The organism is Achromobacter sp. EG18, assembly GCF_059759395.1.
Genome location: NZ_CM186213.1, coordinates 3833812 through 3855995 on the forward strand (window position 1 = coordinate 3833812; position 22184 = coordinate 3855995).

Genomic DNA, 22184 nt, shown 5'->3' on the forward strand with positions numbered 1-22184 from the left:
CAAGGAATCCGCATGACCACTAAGAACCCCATTCCCGGCGATATCGCCGCCCTGCCCGTCGACCTGACCGGCCAGCGTGTGATCGTGACGGCGGGCGCGGCCGGCATCGGCGCGGCCATCGCCGGCGCCTTCGCCGCGCGTGGCGCCCAGGTCCATATCTGCGATGTGGACGAACGCGCGCTGGCGGCCTGCCCGCATCCCTGGTCACGCGCCGACGTCAGCCAGCGCGACCAGATCGACCGCTACATGCAGGAAGCCTTGGCGCGGCTGGGCGGGCTGGACGTGCTGGTGAACAACGCCGGCATCGCCGGGCCGACCGCCGGTATCGCCGACATTGCGCCGCAGGAGCTGGACGCGACGCTGGACATCAACCTGGCATCGCAATTCCATACCGTGCGCCACGCGCTGCCGGCCTTGCGCCAGGCCGGCGGCGGCAGCATCATCAATATCAGCTCGGTGGCCGGCCGCATGGGCGTGCCGATGCGCACGCCCTACGCGGCCACGAAATGGGGCGTGGTGGGATTGACGCGATCGCTGGCAGTGGAACTGGGTGGCTACGGCATCCGGGTCAACGCGCTGCTGCCCGGACTGGTGGCGGGGCCGCGGATCGACCGGGTGATCGAGGCGCGCGCCCGCAACATGGGCGTGACGGTGGCCGAGGAAACCCGGCTGGAACTGGCCGGTGTCAGCCTGGGGCAGTTCGTGCGGGCGGCCGACATCGCCAACATGGCGCTGTTCCTGGCCAGCCCGTTCGGCGCGATGGTCAGCGGCCAGGCCATCAGCATCGATGGCGACCTGCAGTCGCTGCCCTGGCAGCCGCCGGCGGATTGACACGCGACCGCCGGCGACTCATGCGAGCAGCTGGATGGTCCGCGCATAGACGCCGTGCCGACGATCCTCGGCCGCGGCGCGCAACGCGTCCAGCAGGCGCTCCGCCAGATCCTGGCTGGCGGATTCCTTGCGCGTGATCAGCACGAAATCGAACCACTGGCGCGACGCCAGCGGCAGCGCCACCAGTTCGGGATAGGCCGGCACGATGTCGGCGGCCGACAAGGCGTTGACCATGCTGATGCCGCGCACCGCCCTGACGGTGCCCGGCAGCAGCGACATGTGGGCCTGCATGCCCGAACGCAGTTGCAGCGACTCGGCGATATCGCCTTGCGGCATGACGTAGTCGGACCACAGCGGCTGCACGTAGCTGTCGGGCCGGATGTCGCCGACCGCGACCGCCTCCTGGCGCGCCAGGGGATGGTCTCGATGGACGATGGCCATGACTTCGGTGCGCAGGAATGGCAGGAAGGCAAGGCGGGCGCTATCGCGCGACACGGCGCCAAGGCCGAAATCGGCGCGCATGGTCTCCACGGCGCTGATGACCTGCACCGAGGATTCCAGGTCGATCGAGAACGGCCGGGTGCCGTTGGCATCGAGGTAGCGCCGCACCGCATCGGGCGCGTACGCCAGCGCCAGCGCCGGCGATGCCGCGATCCGCAGGTTGCGGCCACCGAATTGCTCGATACTGTGCAATGCCTCGTCGATGCGGACCAGCTCGTCCAGGACGTGCTTGGCCTCGCTGTAGAGATACTGCCCGGCTTCGGTCGGGCGCAGAGTCTTGTGGGACCGGTCGAACAGTTGCACGCCGGTGGCCTGTTCCAGGCGCGAGATCGCGTGGCTGACGGCCGGCTGCGTCAGGTGCATGGCCTGCGCGGCCTGGCGGGTGGATCCGGTCATGACCACCGTGTAGAAAATGCGCAGGTCGTGGATATTGAAGTTGCGCTTCATGCGGCGTCGCGGCTCCCCCGATTGGATATGGCCGGCGCGGCCCTGCTCGCGCCGGTTCCTGATTCTAGGTCGAGTCGGCGCCAAAAGCAGGTAGAGCGGATTGGAATCGCGTCCGACATGGGGACAGCCGCCCGCCGCTTCTCACACCTGGTCCTCCGAGTAGATCCCCGCCGAGATGGTGGCGCTGCCGACGAACAGCTCGCCGTACAGCACCGGCACCGGATTGCCCTGCGCGGTGGTGTTGACCGGACCATTGAAGTTGTAGGACGCGCCATTGTTCGGGCCGTCCTTGACGCTCAGGGCGCGCTGCTGCGGCGTCAGCAGCTGGACCACGCCGCCCAGGGTCATGGCTACGCCCATGGTCATCAGCGACGTGCTGGCGCCCGCCCAAAGCGCCACGTTGACGCCGGGGATGAAGGACGCCACGATCATCGCCACGCCCACCACCACCTGCATCAGGCCGCCCCGCTTGGCGCCGGTGGGCATGGGCGCGATGCGGATGTCCTCGTTGCCGGCGGGTCGGCCGAGCTCCGCTTCGGCCAGGTTGCGGCGGCCGATGAAGCAGGCATAGCGCACGCCCCGGGATTCGCTGTCGAGCAGGCGGGTTTCAAAGCCGGGCAGCAGCGCGCACAGGGCGCGCACCGCTTCCGCGGTGCTGGAGACGGCCAGCCGATGCAGCCGGCCGAATTCCGCGCCCAGCCTGCCATAGAGGCGGATGGTTGTCAGGGATTGGGTCATGTCGGATTCCTCGCGAGGTCCGCGCCGCCCCCGGCATCGACGCTGGCGGGTTTGGGGTAGCGTTGCTTGACGCCCTGGCATTGCGCCACCCATTGCGCCACCGGCTCGGGCAAGGCCTGCCCCGAGGATTGCAGGTGCGCGGCGAACTTCATGATCGCGTCGAGCTGGTCGCCGATGGCGGGATAGGCGCGCGCGCGCAGCGGCGCGTAGGGTTCATAGTGGCGGATTTTCAAGGTCGAACTCCATGTCCAGATAGGGCCAGGCCCGCACTACGATGCGGTACTTCCCGGGTTGATCGAATTCCAGCTCGATATTCGCTTCGTCGCAGGGGTATTCCTTGCGATTGATGGCGATCAGGCTGGGGACCGGAAGACCGGAGAGCCGCGCCCCCCGCAGGACTGCCTCGCCGCGTGGACGGGGCGTGACTTGGCCATTGCGCACATAATGGCTTTGGCCATCGACGGCGCCATCGACGTATCCCGATGCGCCATTCGCGGCGACCATATCCCCCAGCTGATCGGCCTGCTGCAAAGACAGCACGCTGAATACACGCCCATCGGCGTCATAAAGAGAGTAGACATTCATCGCAATAGTCCCATGAGAGCTATGTTGCCCGACGCGTTCCCATAGCCGTCGACCGGCCGCGGGAAAGTGATCGTCAAGCTATAAGTTCCTGGCGACAGGAAGTCGCTGAGCCAGATCTGGCCGGTACCGCTGAAACCGAAGTTGGATGTCATCGTTCCCACCACGTTGGACGTCCCCGCCCAGTTCCCATCTCCGGTACCGAAGACATGGTTTTGGAGCATCATCAGGCGTGCCGCCACATTCAGATAGATGGACACCGTGGCCGTGTTGGTTCCGGAATAGCGGCCCCACTGTAGATTGAAGGTGGCCGAGTTGTTGATGACAACCGCACCGCTGGCAATTCGCAAGGTGTCTACCTGTGCCAGGCCAATATGAGCAGTCTTGATGTACGCGGAGTCGAAGTTCGCCAGTTTCGCGAACAGCGAGGCGCTTTCGATGCGGTCCGCGTTCATGAATCCGGCATTGATCTTGCCCGCATCCAGGCTGCGGATCATCGCGTTGGTGATGCGCCCGGTGCCGATCACCGCGTCATTGATGAAGGTCTGTCCGTTCTCGATGACGAACGGCGTGGTGGTCGCGCCGTTGGCCAGGTTCAGCAGGGCCAGCCGGTCCGCCAGGAAGTACACCGAGGTCTGCACCTGGCCGTCGGGCTGGGTGTAGGCGCCCAGCGACATGCCGGCGGCGTAGACCTTGTTGTCCTGCGTGACCTGGGCTTTTACGCTCCAGGTTGCCTTGAGCTTGCCGTCCAGCCCGACCAGCGCCGTGCGCGCCTGCTCGACACCCGCGGCGGCGCCGTTGGCGGTCGCCAGCACGGTGTCGACGCGCGAGGACAGCGCCCCGTCCGCGTCGGCCCGCTTGGTCTCCTCGGCGGTGATGGCCGCGCGCGTTTCGTCCAGGCCGGTCGTCAGGCCGTCGATGGTGCCGACGAGATCCTTGGCCAGTTCGTCGCGGCTGATCTTGCCGTTCAGGTACTCCAGGATCTCGCTGGCTTCCCAGCTGGATTCGCCCATCACGCCCTGGTCGGCCGGATACCAGGCGCCGATCTCGCCGTTCAGCGCGACGATGCGGCCCCAGAAGTAGAAGCGCTTGCCGGCCGACAGGCCCATCAACGTATGCGCGCTTTGCGGGAAGGCGAAGTCGCCCAGCTTGATGGCGCTGGCGCGGTCGTTGGAGGCGCTGTACCAGATCTCGGTGCGCTGCGCGGTGAAGCGGCCTTCCGGGAAGGCCCAGCGCAGCTCGATGCCGAACACCAGGGATTTGGCGGCCAGCAGGGCCAGCGCGGGCGGCGGCGCGATATCGCCCTCCAGCGTCGTTTCGGTCGAATTGACCCACACCGACGAGATGTCCGACACGTTGATGGCACGCACCCGCGCCACGTAGGCGCCGGCCCGGATATCCGGCAGTTCCAGCGTCAATGCGCCCGTGCGGCCCGCCTCGACCCAGTCGGAATTGTCGCGCCGCCATTGCACCTGGTAGGCCACGGCCGAGGGCGCGGCGTCCCAGCTGATGACGCCCACGTGGCGCGCGATGCCCTGGTCGATCACCGAGCGCGACGCCAGGCGGATGTTGCCCGGCGCCGGTTGCACCGAGGGCGGCACCACCGTGATCGGCTTGGGATCCAGCCGGGTGCCGAAGTCCACGTTGTCGAACTTGCCGGGTTCGTGCTGGACCGCCGAGATCTCGGCCACCAGCCCTTCCTTGCGCTTGACGCTCAGCACGCGGAAGGTCTGCGCCGACAGGGCTTCGGATTCCAGGGTCCAGACGCATTCGGCCTCCGGGGCCTGCGAGAACGGCGTGGTCACCGTGATGTGCAGCACGGTGCCGGGCAGGCCGACCAGGTCGGCCGTCAGCTCGGTGGAATCCACCGTGAAGGCGACGTTGTCCACCGTCAGGCCGGTGCCCACCGCGGCCGCCACCACGCGCGTTTCCGACAGGCCATTGGGCAGGTTGACGGTCAGGCGGTCACCCGGGCGCACCCCCAGCTCCGCGTCCACCGTGACCTTGCTGACGGTGCCTTCGCGGATGCGGCCGCCGATGCGCCGTCCCGCCAGATGCTGATCCGCCACGCGGATGACACTGCCGGGGCGCACGCGGCAGGCGTCCAGGCCCACCGAGAACGTGACCGAACGCGTTTCCAGGTTGGACGTCAGCAGCATCCACTTGCCGATCCGGTGCGCCTGGCCCCGCGAGGTGCAGCCAAAGCCGGTCACCTCGACCTGCTGGATGCCGTAGCGCGCGATGCCTTCACGGTTTTCGACGTACTCGACCTTCTGGCGGCCCATTTCGGACATATCGCTCCAGGAGACCAATGCCACGGTGTAGCGCGTGGTCAATGCCGAGCCGGCGTAGCTGAACCTGCCATCGACCACGTTGGCCGACGAGAAGGTGTAGACCGGATCGCCCGGCATGTCGGCGGACGCGAACACCGCGGCATTGGCCCAATAGGCCATGCCGCGGAAGATGGAAGCGAAGTCCTGCACCACGCGATAGGCATCGGCCGCCTGCTGCAGGTAGACGTTGCAGGTGAAGCGCGGTTCCTTGCCGCCGAAACCATCGTCGACCATCTCGTCGCAATAGCGGCCGATCTGGTACAGGCCCCACTTGTCCAGCCAGCCCGCCGGCACGCGGGTTCCCAGGCCATAGCGGTCGTTGCTGACCAGGTCGTAGAAGATCCAGGCGGGGTTGTTGGTCCAGGCCAGCTTGAAGGTGCCGTCCCATACGCCGTCGTAGCTGCGCAGATCCGGGTGATAGTTGGACGGCACGCGGATGATGCGGCCGCGCATGTGGTAAGCCCGGGTGGGAATGCTCTGGAACTGCGAAGCGTCGATCTTGATGCCCACCAGCGCGGACATCGGATAGCGCAGCTTGGCATCGATGATCTCGGTGACCGTATCCACCACGGTGCGGTCGGAGATGGTATTGCTGTTGGCATTGGGCGTGATCCGGCGCACGCGCAGGGTCCAGCCCTGGCGCGCGCGCGGCAGGTCGATGCGATGCGAGCGGGTGTAGCGCTGCGTGGTCTTGCCGTCGAAGGCGGTCGACAGCACCACCTGGTAGCCGGCGCCATCGGTGTTCAGCTCGATCACGTACTCGACGCGGTAGCCGTTGATGTCGCCATTCTTGGTGTCGGCGCGGCTCAGTCCTTCCACGGCCAGCGTCACGCGCACCGCCGACGCCTGCAGATTGGTGAACAGGCGCGTCCACGGCTGGCTCGACTTGAGCTCGGCATTGATGCCGATGGTGCTTTCCGAGGCGGGAAAACCGGGCAGCGGATCCTGCCACTGCGTGCCGGTGCGAAAGTCGATCGAGGCGCCGCTGAAGTTCAACGAGCCGTCCTCGTTGGCCACGGGGGTGCCGTTCAGGTAGACGTCGCGCAGCGCGTTGTCCATGCCGTGCACCGGGCCGTAGATCTCGCCTTCGCCCAGCAGGTCGATGACGCGCGCATAGGCGGTGCTGTGCAGGCTGTCGGGAGATTCCACGGGCGTGCGTCCCCCGCCGCCGCCCTTGCCCTTGTGGCCGACCAGCGCCGGATTCCCGGCGTGGCGCCCGCCCCCCAAAGCAAAGGCGCCCGCGGGCGCCTTGTTCCTGTTGCGATGTCGTTGTTTCATACGTGGTCTTCCGAATAGATGCCTGCGGAGATCGTGGCGCTGCCGACGAACATTTCCCCGTACAGCAAAGGCACGGGGTTTCCCTGCGCAGTGGTGTTCACGGGTCCGTTGAAGTTATAGGACGCGCCGTTGTCGGGCCGGTCCTTGGCGCTGAGCAGCCGCTGCTGGGGCGACAGCATCTGGGCCACGCCGCTCAGCATCATGGACAATCCCATGGTGGCCGTGGCCTGCAACATCCCCCCTGCCTGGAATGCGGCCGTCACGCCACCGCTGTAGATCGCCGCGGCGGCGATCAGCACCGCGCCCAGCATGGTCTGGAACAGCCCGCCGTTCTTGGCGCCCGCCAGCATCGGCGCGATGCGGATGACATCCGCGCCCACCGGGTGCCGCAACTCGTCTTGCGACAGATTGCGGCGACCGGCGAAGCAGGCGAAGCGCACCCCGCGTCGTTCACTGGCCAGCAAGGCTGGCTCGAAGCCCGGCAACAGGGCACACAACGCCCGCACCGCCTCGGCCGGGCTGGCCACGGCCAGGCGGTGTTCGCGGCCAAAACGCTTGCCCAGCCAGCCATACAGGCGGACCAGGCGTACCTTGTCGTTCATGTCCTTTCTCCATAACGCAGCACCAGGCGGGTGGCTTCGCGCCAGAAACCGCCGTACACGACCCGTTCGGAGTCACGTCCATACAGGTGATGCAACATTGCGTCGGGCAGCGGGAACAGGTCCGGCGCCTCGCGCAGCGGCTCCGGGCCGATGAAGACGCCGGCGTGATTGGCGCGGTCCGACCGCACCTGCATCACCACAACGTCGCCCGGCGCCATGGTTTCGTGCGGCGCCAGGGGCCGGAATCCCGCCTCGGCGTAGTGATCCATGTACAGATCGCCCGCATGGCCAGGCTGCCACCAGCCGTCTTCGCGGGCGAAATCCGGCAGCCGGATCCCGCGTTCGCGCGCATACCAGTCGCGCACCAGCGAATAGCAATCGAGCACGCCATGCGCGAACTGGCGGCCCAGCAGCGGTGCCTGGAAGCCTTCGGGCGTGAAGCCGCGGATCTCTCCCGCCTTGACCTTTCCATCCAGGTCCTTCTCCACCGCCACGATGTACCAGGGCAGGCCGGACGCCTCGCAGGCCACCCGGTCGGCCTCGCTGGGCATGGCGGGCGCATCCGGATGCGAATGCACCACCGCCACGATCCGGCCGCTTTCCTCGGCCGCCGCGTAGTCCTGCGCCGACATGACGAAGTGCTCTTCGCTGGCGGCCGTATTGCGGCACGGCACATACCATTCACGGCGGCCGGCCTTGAGCACCAGGCCGCAGCATTCCTGCGGATACGTCGCCACGCCATGGTCGCGGATGGCTTGCATCGTGCGCTTGAGCATGCCTATCCCCTTACCAGGTCGGCGGACGGGAAACCGCCGAAGTTGATGACTTCGTACTCGCCGAAGCGCTTCTTGCAGTCGGACATCAACCCCGAGCAGCGGTCCAGCGTGGGATCGGTGACCGGCTTGCCGTCCAGGTCGAACATGCGGCTGCCGGTATAGCCGCAATAGGGGCCGCGATAGCCGCCCTTGCGCAGCCACGAACACACGCCGGCAATGATCGGGCGGTCGGGCAGCTTCTGGCCGTTGAAGTCCAGGGCGCTGGAGAGCGAGAACTCCACCACCTGCGCGGTCTCCACGGTCTTCTGCTGCACGATCCAGACTTCGGGCGGCAGTTCTTCCTGCGGATCGGCAGTGGGGTTGCCTTCGGCAAAGTTCACCGCGTCCAGGTATTTTCCCAGTGTGCGGCGCACGACCACGCGCGCGCCCACCAGGTCATCCAGGTGGATGCAGAGGGCGGAGATGACGCCGGGCAGAGGGTCGCCTTTTTCGTCCTGGCCGATGTTGCCCACCGACAGAGTCGGCGAAGGCTGTTGGCCCTCGCCCACCTGTTCGAAGCCTTCGGCGCGAATGGCCCACGGCTCGTATTGCTGCCCCTGCCACCAGATCGGCCCCACCTGGGTGTAGCCATGAAACCGCAAGACCTGGCCGCCAACCTCCGTCGCGTCCAGCTCGAACAGTTCGACCAAGGCACCGACTTCAAGCTTTTGAACGTCAGAATAGATACCCATCGTTATTTTCCTTCGGTCTGTCGCGGCGAATCGGCGGCGCCGGAGTCACCTTTCGGGTGCTCAATCCGGCTTGCCAGTTCCTCGATCCGCCGATTCATTTCCTGCATGGCGCAGACCATGCGCGCGACCAGCTTCGAACTGTCGACGCCCTGCAGCTTCATGCGGGGCGCGCCGCCATGGACGTCGGACATCACGGCATCCTTCTCGCCGGAGACCGCCAGCGGCGCCACCTCCTGCAGTTCGTGCGCAATGAAGCCGTCATGATCGCTGTCGTCCATCACCATCTTGAACGTGCGTGGCCGCATCTTGAGCACCGAACGCAACGCCCAGGCGCCGTCCATGTCCTCGATGTCGTACTTGACCCGGTAGTCCGAGGTGGTGTTGTAGGAGGTGGCCGCAGGCGATGTCTGGACCGTGCCCACCAATCCGCCCGCCGCGTTGGTGAATACGATTGCCGACGTGTGATCGATTTGCGGGCTGTACAGCGTGCCGAAGCGGCTTCCGCCGCCTTCGAAGTTGATCGCCTGGCGCACCAGGTAGTTGCGGTTGTATTCCGCCCCGAGCACCCAGGTCGCCGCGGTATTGACCCGCCCGCAGTCATAGCCCGCGACCTCGAAGATCAACGGCTGGTAGGTGCCGCTGCCGGTCCTGCCGCTGGTGACATACGCGCCCGACGGAAAGCACTGCAAGGCCAGCACACTGGCATTCGCGCCATTGTCCTGCCATACGTTCAGGCGCCCACCAGCTGCCGCCGTGCCGGGCACCACATTCAGGTTGGCGGTGCCGCTAAGGCTCTGGAACGCACCGCCGGCATTGGGGCCGAACCCCGTGGCCCCGCGAACTTTCCAGCTCGTGGAATCGAACGTCAAGTCCTGCGCGATATTCGCGTCGAACCGTGCATAGGCGGTGCCGTTCCAGCGGTACCAGCCCGAACCATCCACATGGATGTCACCGCAATCGGCGGTAGGCATCTGCACCGCATTGCTCCAGCTTCCCGCGACCCGCCACGGCTGCCAGCTGCCGGCCGTGGCGTTGCCATGGCGAACGTAGCGGCGCGGCTTCTGGCCCGAGAAAAGCACGGACACCTCCTGGCACACGCTACCCGCCGCCAGCCAGTACACATTCATGTACCCCGCATTCACGGCGGCGCTCGGCGGCCAATTCGCCCCCGACATCGGCGTCGCATTGCTCCAGGTGTAGAAAGTGTTGTCGGCGACTAGGGTATTGGCGTCGGTCGCGGCGCCCAGGTAGACGTGCGTCACGGCCTGGTCGGCGCGGGCCAGTTCGAACCAGGCGCCCCAGGTTGCGACACCCGCGCTCAGGAAGCGATTGCGAATGAACTTGCGCGGATTGGCCAGCGTGTAGGTGGTGTACTCCTGGTACACCGCATTGTTGCTGCCGGTGCCGAACTTCACCGAGAGCAGCCCGGCCAACGGCGTGGGATAGTTCGCCCCGGCCGCCGCGGCCGCATTCGTATTCTGGCTGTAGTCGCCCGGCGTGACGCAAGTATTGAGATCCTCCGCGGCGCCCAGCTGCCTGGCGTTGACGCCCGGCACCTGCGCCTGCGGAATCTTGCCGCTAGCGTCCAGCGTGGCAACACCGCCCGGCGAGCCCAGCTGCGCGGAGTCCACGCTGGCCACCCACGGCGACCAGGAGCCACCGATCAGGGACCGGTTGTAGACCTTGTTGCCGTTGCCGGCGTAGTAGACCTGGCACACGCCGGAGGTCATGGCGGGCCCGCCCTGAGGCGACCCCGACATCACCAGCAGGTAGCCGGACTGCGACACCGGGAAATTGGTCCCTCCCGCGGCGATCGCCGATGTGCCAACCATCCACAAGCCGCGCTGGGTGTAGCTATCCAGGTCCTGCTCCGTCGCCAGCGCGCCCGCATAAGAAACCACCGTGGTGGTGTCGGCCAGTTCCTTCCAGGCCGACCAAGTGGTCGCCGACACCCGCACGCGCCAGAAGCGTTGCATCGCGGTCATGACATTGGTGCGCGTCGTGTAGACCTGCACGATGGGCGTGCCTGTCGCTGTGACCTCCAGGAATCCCACGTTGGCCACCGGATAGTTGGCGCCGGCCGCGGCCCCTGCGATCGTCGCCTGGTAGAACGATCCCGGCGTGACGCAATCGTTCAGGTCGTGCGCCGACGTCGGCAGCACTGCCGAGTAGGCCACGGGAATCTGCGCGGCCGGCACCTTGCCGCTAGCGTCCAGCGTGGCAAGGCCATTGGCGGCACCCTTTTGCGACAGCGCCGTGAGTTCCTGCCACGCTGCCCAGGTGCCGCCGTAGAACGAGCGCCAGAATCGCCGTGAATACGCGCCCGAACGGTACTGCGTGAATTCCTGATACACGAACAGTCCGTCCGGAGAGGCGGCCACTTCCAGCAGGCCGGCATTCGCCAAGGGATAGTTGCTGCCGGATTGTGCGTTGGCGTTGGTCGCCTGGTGGTATCGCCCCGGCCTGGTGAGCGTGTTCAGGTCCACGCCGGCCCCGATCGGCGACGCGTTCCCAACACTGTCCAGCCCGGCCTGGGTGGCCGCGAAATTCGCATTCACCTTCTGCATGGCCACGCGCAAGGGATCGCCGGTCTTGTCGTTGTCGGTCTTGCCGACCTGAATGGTTTGCATGTTCGCCATGATGCTCAAGACCTGAAGACTTGTTGGAAGGTGACCGCCAGCGAGTACATCTCGCCGCCCAGCGCGGTCAGGTCGTACTCCGTCGCGGTGTAGAAACCCGGTTCGCCCAGCGGCGGCTGCCACTGGAATCCGCGATGCCCCTCGTGGCGGTCCAGGAAGGTCACGATAGGGCCGATCTGCGCCGCCGACCCCGAGAACTGCAAGGGCCACGACGCCACCTTGTTGTTGATACCGTCCGCGGCGCGCTGGCTGTAGCCGTCGCCAAATTGCGCGGTCAAGATACGGAACTTGGTCCGGCCCTGTGGATTGATGCGAGGCGACCAGTTGAAGACTTCGATTGCCATGCTCATGCCCCCGCTAAACGGTTGTTGTTGGCTTGCCACGCCAGGCCGCCCTGGCGATACGATTGCGACATGCGGCGATCGACCAGTTGCGTGACGTATTCGCCGATCTGCTGGCCGAACTGCTGCCAGCCGCCCTCCCCGGATTCGCTGGAGGCACTGACGTTGCCGTCCTGCACGTAGACGTTGACGGCAACGCCGCCCGCGACGGAGTTGGTATCGCCGCCAACGCTCGGGAAGGCCGCGCGAATGCCGAGCGAACCGTCGGCGCCGCGATGCAGCGGCATGATGGCCTCGGGCCCGGCCTCGCCCATGACGCCCATGGGAAAGGCGACGGGACTCGTGACCATGCCGTTGGTGAAGGCGTTGCCCTTGGCGCTGGGGAAGAATGACAGCGCCGTTCCGCCGGAGACGAAGCTGCTGCCAACGGAAATCCCCCCGGCAGCCGCTCCGCCGCCGCTGAAGAGGCCTGAGAGGAACGATCCGGCTTTCCCGATCCATCCCCCCACGCCACCCTTGCCCTCCATGAAGCTATTGCCCAGCAGGGTTTCCATCAATTTGGCGGACGCCGCCGAGGTCACCATCTTTGCCACGTTGTTCAGGAACGACAGGCCCAGCTTGTCGAACTTGTCCGCGACGAAGTCGTACATCTTCGTGCCCAGGATGTCCTGGATCTTGCTTGCGCCGTTACGCGCCGATTCGAGCAGCTTGTCGTTCACGTCCAGCATGAAGTCGCCGTCCCGCTTCACCAGACCGAGACCGCGTCTTGCCGTGTCGTACTTGTCCTGGCTCAGCGTGCCATCGCTCAAGGCCTGATCGAGCGCCTCCTGCTTTTGACGCTTTTCTTCGTTGGCGGCCGCGTCGGGATTCGCCAGGCTCTGGATATACGCGCTCATCTTCATCTGCGCGCGCAACTTGTCCAACCGCGACGCGCCAGCCAACAGGCTGACCTTGTCGTCATCGCTCTCGCCCGAGAATCTGCCGATCTCGGTTTCCACCCGCATTCGTCCAACTTCCGAGTCCACGCCCAGCAGCGCGCCGGTCTTGCGCATGTCCGCCAGCGTCTTCTCGACGGCTTCCGACCGGATAGCGCGGGCGTTGCGATCCAGCGCCTGCGTCGCCTTGGCCTTTTCAGCCGTTCCCAACCTGGTGACGGCGGTGTTCTTGGCGCCTGCCGTCGCGGTCTTCGCGAGTTCGCTGCCGCGCGCCTTCAGCGCCGTGCAATTCCGGTTGATTTCGGTGGTCTGCTGCTTCAACGCCGCAGTTTCCGCGGCGATCTGCGCCGCGGTCTGTATGGTTGTCATGGTCCTTTACCTCTCATAGATCCGCCTCCGGCCCGCTTGCGCGGGCCGGACACGTCGTCAAGACCCCTTCCCGGCCTTCGACAGCAGGAACGCCTTCAACGCGTCCGCCCCCGCCTCGGCGGGAGGTTCCTCGTCGTGCGCGCCCCAACGCACCAGCATGTCCGTGGCGCGCACCTTGGCGCCGGCGGCCTGCGCCACCGTGGCGGCGAGGCTGGCGGCAAGCAGGTCGGCCCGCTCGTCTCCCAGGGGAGAGGTGCGGTCCAGTTCGCGCCACAAGGACAATTCATGGGTGTCGATGCTGTCCATCAACTCGCCCAGCGTGCGTCCCAGCCGAAGAGCCAGGACCATCAGGAAACGGAGGTCTGGCGTTTCCTGGAGGGCTTTTTTGCGCGCTCCTGCGCACCCTCCCCGAGGTTGCCCAGCTCGATTGCCCTGGCCACCAGCGTGGCGTGGGCCGGCCCGTAGGCCGCCGCCACCATGTCGACGTCGTCATCGCTGAAGACGCGCCGCGGGCCATGCTCGGTCTGCTCGAACAGCGTACGCACCAGCAGGCTGGCCGAGGCGCGGGTGTAGTCCACGCCCGGCGCGTCCAGCTTGGCGCGCACGGTCTCGTTGTCCTCGCCCGGCATCACGCCCGCGGCTGCCCAGATGGCGCGGATGTGAAACAGGTGATCGCCGGCGCTGGGCGCGCGCACGATGACGCGCGCGTCCTGCCATTGCGGCACGCTGAGGGTTTCATGCGCGAAGCCGGCCAGCGGATCGGCCGCCAGGCCGCGCACGCCCGCCGCGCGAGCCGGGGAATTGATCGACGTGTCCGTCATGGCGCTCAGCCCCCGTTGGCGGGTGCGTCGGTCATCTTGACGGCGCCGGTCACGCGCACGTTGAACGTGGCGGACACGACGTTGTCCAGCTGGCCTTGCCATTGGTATTGCGTCACCAGGCCGAGGAACTCGAACTTGGCGCCGTCGGCGAAGGTCACACGGAAGGCGCGGGTCTTCTTGTCGCTGCGCGCGGCCACCAGCGCTTTCTGCGCCGGGTCGCCGGCCTTCCAGTTGCCGGCCATGCTGAAGGTGCCGCTGTCGTCCAGGCCCAGGGCGTATTCCTTGGCGGTCGACTTGAGCACGGTGACGTCGATCTCGGTGGTCTGGCCGCCCTGGAAGTTCGGGTCCTTGATGGTGATGGCCAGATCGGCATAAGCCAGGCCAGCCGCGCCCAGGTCCTCGGTGGCCGTGGTCGACACTTCCAGTTGCGTGCCCTGGGTTTGAACGAATTGCGAAACGGTAGTACCTGCCATTGCAGACTCCAAAAAAAAAGCCCGCCAATGGCGGGCAATTGCGGACGCCCGGCAAACCGGGGCGGCCACGAAAAAGCCCCGCGGCGAATGCCGCGGGGCTGGATCGGTCTGTCGGGAACGGCATGGCGAACCACGCGGCATGCGTGTTGCGCGATGCCCGTTCCGACGGCTCTCATAAAAAAACCCGCTGGTGCCTTTGGGCGTTCAGCGGGTCTGCGTGGTTCGGGCGCAACTTGCCCCGACGAATCAATTATGCGGAAGCACCGCGCGCGCCGCAAGGTTTGGCGCGATCCGCGTGTCGCACTTGCGGCGCCGTCACCAGCGCGCGGCGGCGCAGCGCGGGCAGCAATGCGGCCTTGGCCTCCTGGTAGGCGGCGTGCTGCTGCTCGGGCGTCAACCGCGGGTTGCTGAAGACGCGCGCGCCGGCCGCCTTGTTGCCGGCATGCACGCCGATCGCCGAGCGCTGCTGCCACGGCAGCTCGTCAATACACAATTCGGTCTGCTCGCCGCGCGTGGCGGCCAGGCGCGCGTCGACATCCTCGTCGTCATAGGCTTCGTCGGACGTCATGCCGCGCGCGAACGCCGCCACCCTGCCCACGCCCAGGTGCGGCCGATAGCCGCGGCTCCAGTGATACCACTCCATGATCAGCGCTTCGACCTGATCCGATTCCTCTCGTGTCATATTCTGCCCCTTCTGGTGCTGGCCGCGCGCGCCCTCCTGGCGGCTGGCGGCCGCCGCTGCCGGCCGCGCGGAAAGCGAGCGCGCGATGGCCGCGCCCGCCTGCGATGCCGCGGCGATCCAGTCTTGCGGCGCCCGCAGCGCCATGTTTCCTGCCTGATTCATTTGCCGCTCCTTGGCGTTGGGTTCGATGGTGGCGCCCGTCGTCAACACGAGGGGCCGGATGGGTGCCGTGGCGGCACCGCGACGTTGGACGGGCGATGCCGCCGTCCGGATGGGTTGCCGGGAGAAGCGATGAAGTAGCGATACGCTACCCACGCTTCCGTCTGATAACAACACACGTTTTAGGTGATCCATGAGTAGAATTCTACAAATGTATAATCACCATTTCAACACTTGTTGTTGCACAATTTTCCACAACTGTTTAGCGTCCCATCATGGCTCTCGGAAAACAAATCAGGCACTATCGCGCCGCGCTCGGCCTCACCCTCGAACAACTCGAAGCGCGCACCGGCGTGGGCGTGGGCACCATCGCCGCCCTTGAAGGGCGCGACAGCGAACGCTCCAAGTACGCCTCGCGCCTGGCGGCGGGGCTGGGGCTGACGCTGGAACAACTGCTGGACGAATCCGCGCAATATCCGCCGGACGTCGTGCTGGCCGATAGCGGCGGGGCGTCGCGCGCGGACGACGGCGCGGCTGGCGACCTGCGCATTCCGCGCTTCGACACGGGCGGCGCCATGGGCGCGGGGGTGGAACTGCGCGACCAGCCTGGCGTGATCCAGAGCCTGCGCGTCAGCCAGGAATGGCTGCACAAGAACCTGCGGCACTACACCGCCGCCGCCAACCTGTGCGTGGTGACCGGTTTTGGCGACAGCATGCGGCCCATGTACAACCCCGGCGATCCCCTGCTGGTGGACTTGGGCGTGGTCAAGGCCGACGTGGATGGCGTGTTCTTCTTTCGCGTCGGCAACGAAGGCTTCATCAAGCGCCTGCAACGCATTCCCAGCGCCCGCGGCCTGCTGATCCGGGCGAAATCCGAGAACACCAAATACGATGCCTGGGACATCACCGAAGACATGGACCTGCAGATTTTCGGGCGCGTGCTGAAGGTCTGGCGCAGCGAGGATCTGTGACGCGCCGCCCGCACGTGCGGCCCGCGAGCCGCGCAGCGGCGCGGCCTACGCCCTATGAACCGGCGCGCTGCACCTGCGGCGTTTGCCAGCTGCCGTCCAGCAACCCTGGCTTGGGCCAGTAGTAGCGCAAGGCCAGCATGAAGGGGCCGGCCGGCGCCGGCAACCAGTTGGCCTGGCCGCCCTTGGCCGGCGCCTGATGCTGGATGCGCAGCGTCAGTCCGCCATCGCGATCGCGCTTGAGCGCGGGCAACATCGTCGAGTCGATCACGTAGCGCTGGATGGGGTTGGCCACGACCGATTGCCCCGGCAGCCGGTAAAGCGTGACCGACCAGAAGGCGTTGACCGGCGGCAGGGCGCGCGGCGCGAACCGCAACGTGTAGGCCTGGGCGCCATCCAGCGGCAGGCCCGCCATGTCGGTGGCCAGCACCGTCGACAGCGATTCTTCGCGGCTGTCGGTGCCCAGGCCGACCTGGGCGCCCGTGGCGCGCGCCAGGTAGTCATTGCGCAATGTCCGGCGATCGCCGAACAAGGTATCGGTCCGGCCGGCCAGCGCCACGCGATGCTTGTCGATGTCGTTCTGGCCGTCATGCATGCCCTCCTGCATGACCTGCCGCAGGCGCGGCGGCATGGCGTCGGTCACCGCTTGGGCGTCCGGGCGGATGCGCAGGCTGTCCAGGCGCTTGCGCAAGGTCTTTTCGCTGTGCGCCACCGGCGCGAATTGCAGCAGGAAGCCCAGCTGGTTGTAGAACTCGAGCGAACTGCGCATCTGCGTGGGCGGCTCGGGCTTGATCCACTGCACCGCCGCGGGCGCCGGTGGCGCGGCCTTTTTCAGGTACGCGGACAGCGGCTGGATCCGGTAGCCGGCCTGGATGCGCTTGACGTTGGCGATGTCCGACTGCGCGAATCGCTGGGTGCGGCCGCTGACGCTGACCAGGTCGGTCTCGGCCCGGATCACCTGGGTAAATCCCTTCGGCGGGGCGCCCTTCCAGCGCGGGCCGGCCACCAGGAACCGACCGCCGCCGTTGCCAGTGGCACGACTGCCGATGTAGGCAAAGTTGTAGCCATACAGGTCCGTCAGCTGCAACGCGAAATAGCGCCTGGACTCCATCGGCGGCACGCTGATGACGACCGGTTCGGCCCGCAGGTCGAGCACGGCCGAGGACGCGGGCGCATCGACATTGGGCGCGGCGGTCGCGTTGTCGTCGGGCGTGACGGCCGGCGCGGCGTGGCTGAAGGTATTGAACGGGCCTTTGTATTGCGCGCCGCCCTGGTCGATGTTCGTGGAATAGATGGCCTGGTAGCGGGCCACCATGGGGTAGCCGTACAGGTAGGCTTCCTTGGCGATGCGACGCGCTTCGGGCGCCGACACGCCATCGATGCCGACGAATTGCGATCCCGTGGCCGCATCCGGCGAGGTGAAGCTGCAGCCGCTCACGCTGGCGGCCAGCGCCAATGCGGCAAGGCCACGGACATAAGGGGAAGATCCGGCGCCGGCGGGGCGTATGCGCATTCCATGCTCCAACAGGGGGAAGCGTTGGCAACGCCCGAATGGCGGCAGCGTCGCGGACAGGACAAACAGGCGCTGAAATTCTGGCACATTTCGCAACCGTAGTGAAACCGCGGGACGATTACAGCGTCGCCCCCAGGGCCGCGCCACGGTCCGGCCCGCGCTGGCGGGCGGGCGCACTGTGAGTAAGTCAGTCCTGCGAATGCGGGACGTCCAGCCGGCAAGCGGGGATCGCCGCGATCGCGCTTTCACTGGCGGCGGCGTCGGTCGTCAGGTGCTGGATCAGGTCCAGCGTGGTCGAGCGGCGGGTCAGCATCAGGCAGGTGACCTGCGCGTCCTTCACGCGCGTGGCATGCCAACAGCCGGGCCGCATGCAGACGCCCTGCCCCGGCTCCACGCGAAACGCCGCCAGCGTGGCCAGGTCCGGCGTGCCGTCGGCCGCGCTGCGCGCCACCACCTGGATGATGGCGCCGGTCAGGGGCACGATGGCCTGCTGCGTCAGCAGGTGTTTTTCGAGGCTGGCCACGTCGGCCGAAGCGCTGCGGTAGTTCACCCACAACACTTGCGCATCGCCACCAGCGCCCGTGTTGAACACATGTTCCTGCCAGAAGTCGGTGGCGTCGTTGCTGAACAGCGGCACGCCGTTGCCCAGGGGCATGGGCTTGCCCAGCATCCAGCCGTAGGCGCTGAAGGCATCGGCGGTCAGATCGTGTACGGGCACTGCTGCGGCGCGGGTCATGTCGGGTCCTTGCTGGAGCGGGAGGAAGCGGCGCGTCGGGGGAATTCGGCGTCGTAGTCGAAGTCGCCGCGCGCGATGGCGGCGAGGATGGCGTTGCGCCGCTCGGCGGCGCGCTTGAGGTTGGCGGCGGTGGGCTTGACGCGGATGCGTTCCACGCAATGCCGGCCCTGGTAGAAGAAGCCGATCTCGATGGACGATTCGGATGCCGGCCGTACGCCGTCAAAGCCTGTGCTCATGCCGACATTGCGCCGGATGCGACCCGACGCCCCCTGGGAAAGTCCCGGATTATCGCAGCTTTTTCGCCCCCGGACGCCGCGCGCCGCCGACACGGCCGCAACGCTGTTATAACGCGCGTATTGCCCCACCCACTGGAGACGCTCCATGCCGACCGACCTGTCATCGCATTACGTTTTCCTGGATGCCGCCGGCAACGCCGCCACGGTGGCCGGCGGCGACGCGTTCTGGTCGCTGCCGCGCGACGAACTGCAACGCTATGGGGATGGCTGGCTGGTGTCGGAATACGCCTGCGCCGCGGACTGGTCGCAATGGGAAATGCATCCCCAGGCCGACGAGATCGTGCGCCTGATGTCCGGCAGCGCCGAACTGCAGCTGGAGTGGCCGACCGGCATCCAGGCGGTTCACCTGCGGGCGGGCGACGCCTACGTGATACCCAAGGGCGCCTGGCACACGCTCAAGGTGACGGAGTCCTGTCGCATACTGCACATCACCATGGGCGCGGGCACGCAGCATCGGCCGTTGTAGCCACGCCCGCCCTTTGCGGGATCGCGCCGGGCGCCGGCTCGCATCGCGCCCTGGCTCAGCCGGCCGCCACGGCGGCCCCGACGCGCGGCAACTGGCGATCATCGATGGGCCAATGCAGCGCCGCCGACAGGACGCCCAGCGCCATCGCCCCTACCCAGATCAGGTCATAGGAATGGGTGGCCTCGTACACCAGCCCGCCCAGCCAGACGCCGAGAAACGACCCCACCTGGTGGCCGAAGAAGACGAAGCCGAACAGCGTCGTGATGTAGCGCACGCCGAAGACCTGCGCGATCAGGCCGTTGGTGAGCGGCACGGTGCCCAGCCAGACGAAGCCCATGACGGCCGCGAACACGTAGACCGAGCCAGCCGACAAGGGCAACAGGAAGAACAGCGCCATGGCGGCGGTGCGCAGCAGATAGATGCCCGCCAGCAGGTATTTGCGGCGGTGATGCGCGCCCAGGATGCCGCAGACGTAGGTGCCGGCGACATTGGCGAGCGCGATGATGGCCAGCGCGGCGACGGCATCCGCCGCCCGCATGCCTTTGTCCATCAGGTACGCCGGCAGGTGCGTGCCGATGAACGCCAGCTGGAAGCCACAGGCCAGGAAGCCCAGGTTCAGCAGCCAGAAGCCCGGCTGGGCAAACGCCTGCCGGATCGCGGCGCCCAGCGGCTGGTCATCCGGCGCCGCGCCGCCGCCCGGGGCCTGGCGCGCCGTTTCCTTCAGCGGCCATGCCAGTGGGACAACCACGGCCAGCACCACCGCGAAGATCAGCAGCGCATCGACCCAGCCGCGGCTGCCGATCAACCACTGCGCCGCGGGCACCATGGTGAACTGCCCCAGTCCGCCGACCGCGCCCGCCACGCCCAGCGCCCAGCCGCGGCGCTCGGGCGGCACCAGGCGGCTGAGGGCGCCGTAGATCACCGCGAATGCCGTGCCCGACAAAGCGATGCCGATACAGACGCCGGCGCTCAGCATGAAGGCGGTGACCGTGCCGGCATGCGCCATCCCGGCAAGCCCCAGGGCGTAGCATGCGAGTCCTCCCAGGATCACCTTGGCCGAGCCATGGCGGTCGGCGATCATGCCGGTGAACGGCTGCACCACGCCCCACGTCAGGTTCTGCACCGCCATGGCCATGGCGAAGGTCTCGCGCGACCAGCCTCGCTCCATGGTGACCGGCAGCAGGAACAGGCCCTGCACGTGCCGCACGCCCAGCGCCAGCCCCATGACGACGCCGCCGGCCAATACCATGAGCCACAGATTGCGCGACGCGCGGGAACGATCGGACGGCGAAACGGCGACGGACATGGCGAACCCCTGGCGTGAAGGCGGATCCCGCGCGGGCGGGCGGTTGACGCTATTACAGGGGCGGCGCGGCCGCCGATCAACTGATTAATTTTCGCCGGCTGCATGCGCCGGGGGAATGCCAGCCGGCAGCCACAGCGAGAAGACCGACCCCTTGCCGGGCATCGACCGCAGCGTGATTTCGCCATGCAGCAGGCCCGCCAGGCGGCGCACGATGGCCAGCCCCAGTCCCAGGCCCTGCCCGGCAGGCGGCGAGGCTGGCGCGCCGGCGCCGCGGGTGAACTCGGTGAAAACGGCTTCCTGCAACTCGGGGGCGATCCCCACGCCGGTGTCCCAGACCTGGATCAGTACGCCGCCGCGCCGTCGGCGGGCCGACAGCAGCACGCCCCCCTTGGGCGTGTACGACAGGGCATTGGTAAGCAGGTTGTCGAGGATGCGGCGCAGCAAGGCCGGATCGGTGTCCAGGGCCAGGGAGGTGGGCGCGACCGACAGCCGCAAGCCGCGCGCGCGGGCCAGCGATTCGAAATCCAGGCGGATGTCGTCGAACAGCTGATCGAGATCGACGGCGCGCCCCTCGATCCGCAACAGATGCGCATCCATGCGCGAAACGTCCAGCAATCCATCCAGCAGGCGGTTCAGGCTGTCGAGCACGGTCTGCTGGCGCCGCGCGACGTGCAGCGCGTCCTGCGCCGTGACGTTGCCGCTCTCGGCGCGGCTGGCCAGGATGTCGGTGAACATGCCCAGCGCATGCACCGGCTGGCGCAAGTCGTGACCGGCGGCGGCCAGGAAGCGGGTCTTGGCGCGGTCGGCCGCGGCCACGCGGTCGCGTTCGAGCTCCAGGCTCCGGACCAGCGCCGTGTTTTCGAAGCGCAACGCCACGGTGGTCTTGAGACTGCGATAGGTGACCGCGCTGAAATACAGGTTCACCAGCAACAGGCAGACGCCGAAGGCGGCATACACCAGGTGCAGGCCATCGGCCGCCGCCACGCAGACCAGGATGAAGGGCGCCACCATGCCCAATGCCGAGCCGGCGTAGGCGGGCGGATAGGCCGACAAGGACGGCACCGCGCCGCTGCACATGCCGGCCAGCATCACACAGCCGAAGGCCAGCATCATGTCCTGCCCCGACAGCACGGCGACCACCCCCGCCAGGCCCCATAACAGGCCCGACGTCCAGGAAAGCAGGCAGAAACCCCGGATCCATGGCCGCAGCGGACCGGGCCCGCGCCGCAGGAAACGATGGCAGACCAGGACCCGCGCCAGGGTCAGCGCGTACACGACGGCGATCCACGACGCCAGCAGCCAATCCGGGGCGGCGTTGCGCATGACGTAGACGACAGGCAGCGCCACGGCGAAATTGGCGAACAGCACGCCATACGATTGCTTGTACAGCAGCGTGGCCAGCTCGGTCGCGACGGCATCGGCAACCGGCGCGGGCGAGGCGGCAGACGAGGAGAGCCCCGGAGGAGGGGATGGGGAGAACGCGGCTGGGGCGGTCATGCGTGCGGATAGGTCCGTATAATTTTGCATCATTTGACCCTTGCTGCGGCGCCCCGTCCGCTCCCATGCTCCGCCCTTCCCGCCCGGCGCCAAGCATCGAACCGCGCCAGCCCCTTCGCATCTCCGGGACCGGTGGCTGGCCACCATCCCCGGCCAGGCCTGAG

23 protein-coding genes are annotated in these 22184 nt (G+C 67.2%); 3 read left to right on the top strand and 20 right to left on the bottom strand.

From position 1 onward, the window contains the following. The first annotated feature begins 12 nt into the window (after window positions 1-12). Window positions 13-831 (top strand): SDR family oxidoreductase, encoded by an 819-nt coding sequence (locus tag AC6CR5_RS17485; RefSeq protein WP_006385703.1) that lies wholly within the window; start codon window positions 13-15, stop codon window positions 829-831. Window positions 832-849: 18 nt separating this feature from the next. Here AC6CR5_RS17485 and AC6CR5_RS17490 read toward each other — a convergent pair whose 3' ends face one another. From AC6CR5_RS17490 to AC6CR5_RS17560, 15 genes are all read right to left on the bottom strand, one after another. Next, a complete protein-coding gene (locus AC6CR5_RS17490) occupies window positions 850-1779 on the bottom strand; it encodes a LysR family transcriptional regulator (protein ID WP_026382512.1) in 930 nt (309 codons plus the stop codon). A 141-nt stretch (window positions 1780-1920) separates the two neighbouring features. Continuing rightward, the gene (locus AC6CR5_RS17495; RefSeq protein WP_006385701.1) at window positions 1921-2517 is read right to left on the bottom strand and encodes a tail assembly protein; all 597 of its coding nucleotides are present in this window, start codon (window positions 2515-2517) and stop codon (window positions 1921-1923) included. Next, window positions 2514-2750, bottom strand: a complete 237-nt coding sequence (locus tag AC6CR5_RS17500; RefSeq protein WP_024070527.1) for a hypothetical protein — start codon at window positions 2748-2750, stop codon at window positions 2514-2516. The genes AC6CR5_RS17495 and AC6CR5_RS17500 overlap by 4 nt, the downstream gene beginning before the upstream one ends. Further along, window positions 2731-3102 carry a hypothetical protein gene (locus AC6CR5_RS17505; RefSeq protein ID WP_047991973.1) on the bottom strand — a complete coding sequence of 124 codons (372 nt, stop codon included), beginning with the start codon at window positions 3100-3102 and terminating at the stop codon, window positions 2731-2733. Before AC6CR5_RS17505 ends, AC6CR5_RS17500 begins: the two co-directional genes overlap by 20 nt. After that, window positions 3099-6710: a TipJ family phage tail tip protein gene (locus AC6CR5_RS17510; protein ID WP_498084764.1), complete on the bottom strand. Its 3612-nt coding sequence runs from the start codon at window positions 6708-6710 to the stop codon at window positions 3099-3101. Before AC6CR5_RS17510 ends, AC6CR5_RS17505 begins: the two co-directional genes overlap by 4 nt. Beyond that, a complete protein-coding gene (locus tag AC6CR5_RS17515) occupies window positions 6707-7312 on the bottom strand; it encodes a tail assembly protein (protein ID WP_269877331.1) in 606 nt (201 codons plus the stop codon). Before AC6CR5_RS17515 ends, AC6CR5_RS17510 begins: the two co-directional genes overlap by 4 nt. Further along, window positions 7309-8088: a C40 family peptidase gene (locus AC6CR5_RS17520; protein WP_327761243.1), complete on the bottom strand. Its 780-nt coding sequence runs from the start codon at window positions 8086-8088 to the stop codon at window positions 7309-7311. Before AC6CR5_RS17520 ends, AC6CR5_RS17515 begins: the two co-directional genes overlap by 4 nt. Window positions 8089-8090: 2 nt before the next feature. Next, window positions 8091-8819, bottom strand: coding sequence for a phage minor tail protein L (locus tag AC6CR5_RS17525; RefSeq protein WP_238877555.1), 729 nt, complete (start codon window positions 8817-8819; stop codon window positions 8091-8093). A gap of 2 nt (window positions 8820-8821) precedes the next feature. Next, a complete protein-coding gene (locus tag AC6CR5_RS17530) occupies window positions 8822-11458 on the bottom strand; it encodes a pyocin knob domain-containing S74 family peptidase (protein WP_054486041.1) in 2637 nt (878 codons plus the stop codon). Between the two features lie 5 nt (window positions 11459-11463). After that, window positions 11464-11802, bottom strand: coding sequence for a phage tail protein (locus tag AC6CR5_RS17535; RefSeq protein ID WP_054472578.1), 339 nt, complete (start codon window positions 11800-11802; stop codon window positions 11464-11466). A 2-nt stretch (window positions 11803-11804) separates the two neighbouring features. After that, a complete protein-coding gene (locus tag AC6CR5_RS17540; RefSeq protein WP_498084765.1) occupies window positions 11805-13103 on the bottom strand; it encodes a phage tail tape measure protein in 1299 nt (432 codons plus the stop codon). A 57-nt stretch (window positions 13104-13160) separates the two neighbouring features. Continuing rightward, complete coding sequence (locus AC6CR5_RS17545; RefSeq protein WP_006385691.1) at window positions 13161-13451, bottom strand: phage tail assembly protein T; 291 nt, start codon at window positions 13449-13451, stop codon at window positions 13161-13163. After that, complete coding sequence (locus tag AC6CR5_RS17550; protein WP_498084766.1) at window positions 13451-13924, bottom strand: phage tail assembly chaperone; 474 nt, start codon at window positions 13922-13924, stop codon at window positions 13451-13453. Before AC6CR5_RS17550 ends, AC6CR5_RS17545 begins: the two co-directional genes overlap by 1 nt. 5 nt (window positions 13925-13929) lie before the next feature. Beyond that, on the bottom strand, window positions 13930-14397 hold the full coding sequence (locus AC6CR5_RS17555; protein WP_006385689.1) for a phage tail tube protein: 468 nt from the start codon (window positions 14395-14397) through the stop codon (window positions 13930-13932). Between the two features lie 250 nt (window positions 14398-14647). Beyond that, window positions 14648-15241 carry a hypothetical protein gene (locus AC6CR5_RS17560; protein WP_020926155.1) on the bottom strand — a complete coding sequence of 198 codons (594 nt, stop codon included), beginning with the start codon at window positions 15239-15241 and terminating at the stop codon, window positions 14648-14650. 272 nt (window positions 15242-15513) lie between these two features. On the opposite strand from AC6CR5_RS17560, the gene AC6CR5_RS17565 reads away from it, so the two are divergent. Further along, the gene (locus AC6CR5_RS17565) at window positions 15514-16209 is read left to right on the top strand and encodes an XRE family transcriptional regulator (RefSeq protein ID WP_020926154.1); all 696 of its coding nucleotides are present in this window, start codon (window positions 15514-15516) and stop codon (window positions 16207-16209) included. A 52-nt stretch (window positions 16210-16261) separates the two neighbouring features. Here the strand turns inward: AC6CR5_RS17565 and AC6CR5_RS17570 are convergent, their stop codons facing one another. The 3 genes from AC6CR5_RS17570 to AC6CR5_RS17580 all read right to left on the bottom strand — a co-directional run bounded on the left by AC6CR5_RS17570 (window position 16262) and on the right by AC6CR5_RS17580 (window position 18691). Beyond that, complete coding sequence (locus tag AC6CR5_RS17570; protein WP_020926153.1) at window positions 16262-17719, bottom strand: DUF1254 domain-containing protein; 1458 nt, start codon at window positions 17717-17719, stop codon at window positions 16262-16264. 187 nt (window positions 17720-17906) lie between these two features. Continuing rightward, window positions 17907-18455 carry an ureidoglycolate lyase gene (locus tag AC6CR5_RS17575; RefSeq protein WP_498084767.1) on the bottom strand — a complete coding sequence of 183 codons (549 nt, stop codon included), beginning with the start codon at window positions 18453-18455 and terminating at the stop codon, window positions 17907-17909. Next, the gene (locus AC6CR5_RS17580) at window positions 18452-18691 is read right to left on the bottom strand and encodes an Arm DNA-binding domain-containing protein (RefSeq protein WP_006385684.1); all 240 of its coding nucleotides are present in this window, start codon (window positions 18689-18691) and stop codon (window positions 18452-18454) included. The genes AC6CR5_RS17575 and AC6CR5_RS17580 overlap by 4 nt, the downstream gene beginning before the upstream one ends. Window positions 18692-18836: 145 nt before the next feature. Here AC6CR5_RS17580 and AC6CR5_RS17585 point away from each other — a divergent pair, with 145 nt between their 5' ends. After that, window positions 18837-19217 carry a cupin domain-containing protein gene (locus AC6CR5_RS17585; RefSeq protein WP_006385683.1) on the top strand — a complete coding sequence of 127 codons (381 nt, stop codon included), beginning with the start codon at window positions 18837-18839 and terminating at the stop codon, window positions 19215-19217. Between the two features lie 55 nt (window positions 19218-19272). On the opposite strand, the gene AC6CR5_RS17590 is transcribed toward AC6CR5_RS17585, so the two are convergent. Both AC6CR5_RS17590 and AC6CR5_RS17595 read right to left on the bottom strand, forming a co-directional pair. Further along, window positions 19273-20523: an MFS transporter gene (locus AC6CR5_RS17590; protein WP_026382521.1), complete on the bottom strand. Its 1251-nt coding sequence runs from the start codon at window positions 20521-20523 to the stop codon at window positions 19273-19275. An 84-nt stretch (window positions 20524-20607) separates the two neighbouring features. Then, window positions 20608-22020: a sensor histidine kinase gene (locus AC6CR5_RS17595; protein WP_498084768.1), complete on the bottom strand. Its 1413-nt coding sequence runs from the start codon at window positions 22018-22020 to the stop codon at window positions 20608-20610. Between the last annotated feature and the right edge of the window lie 164 nt (window positions 22021-22184).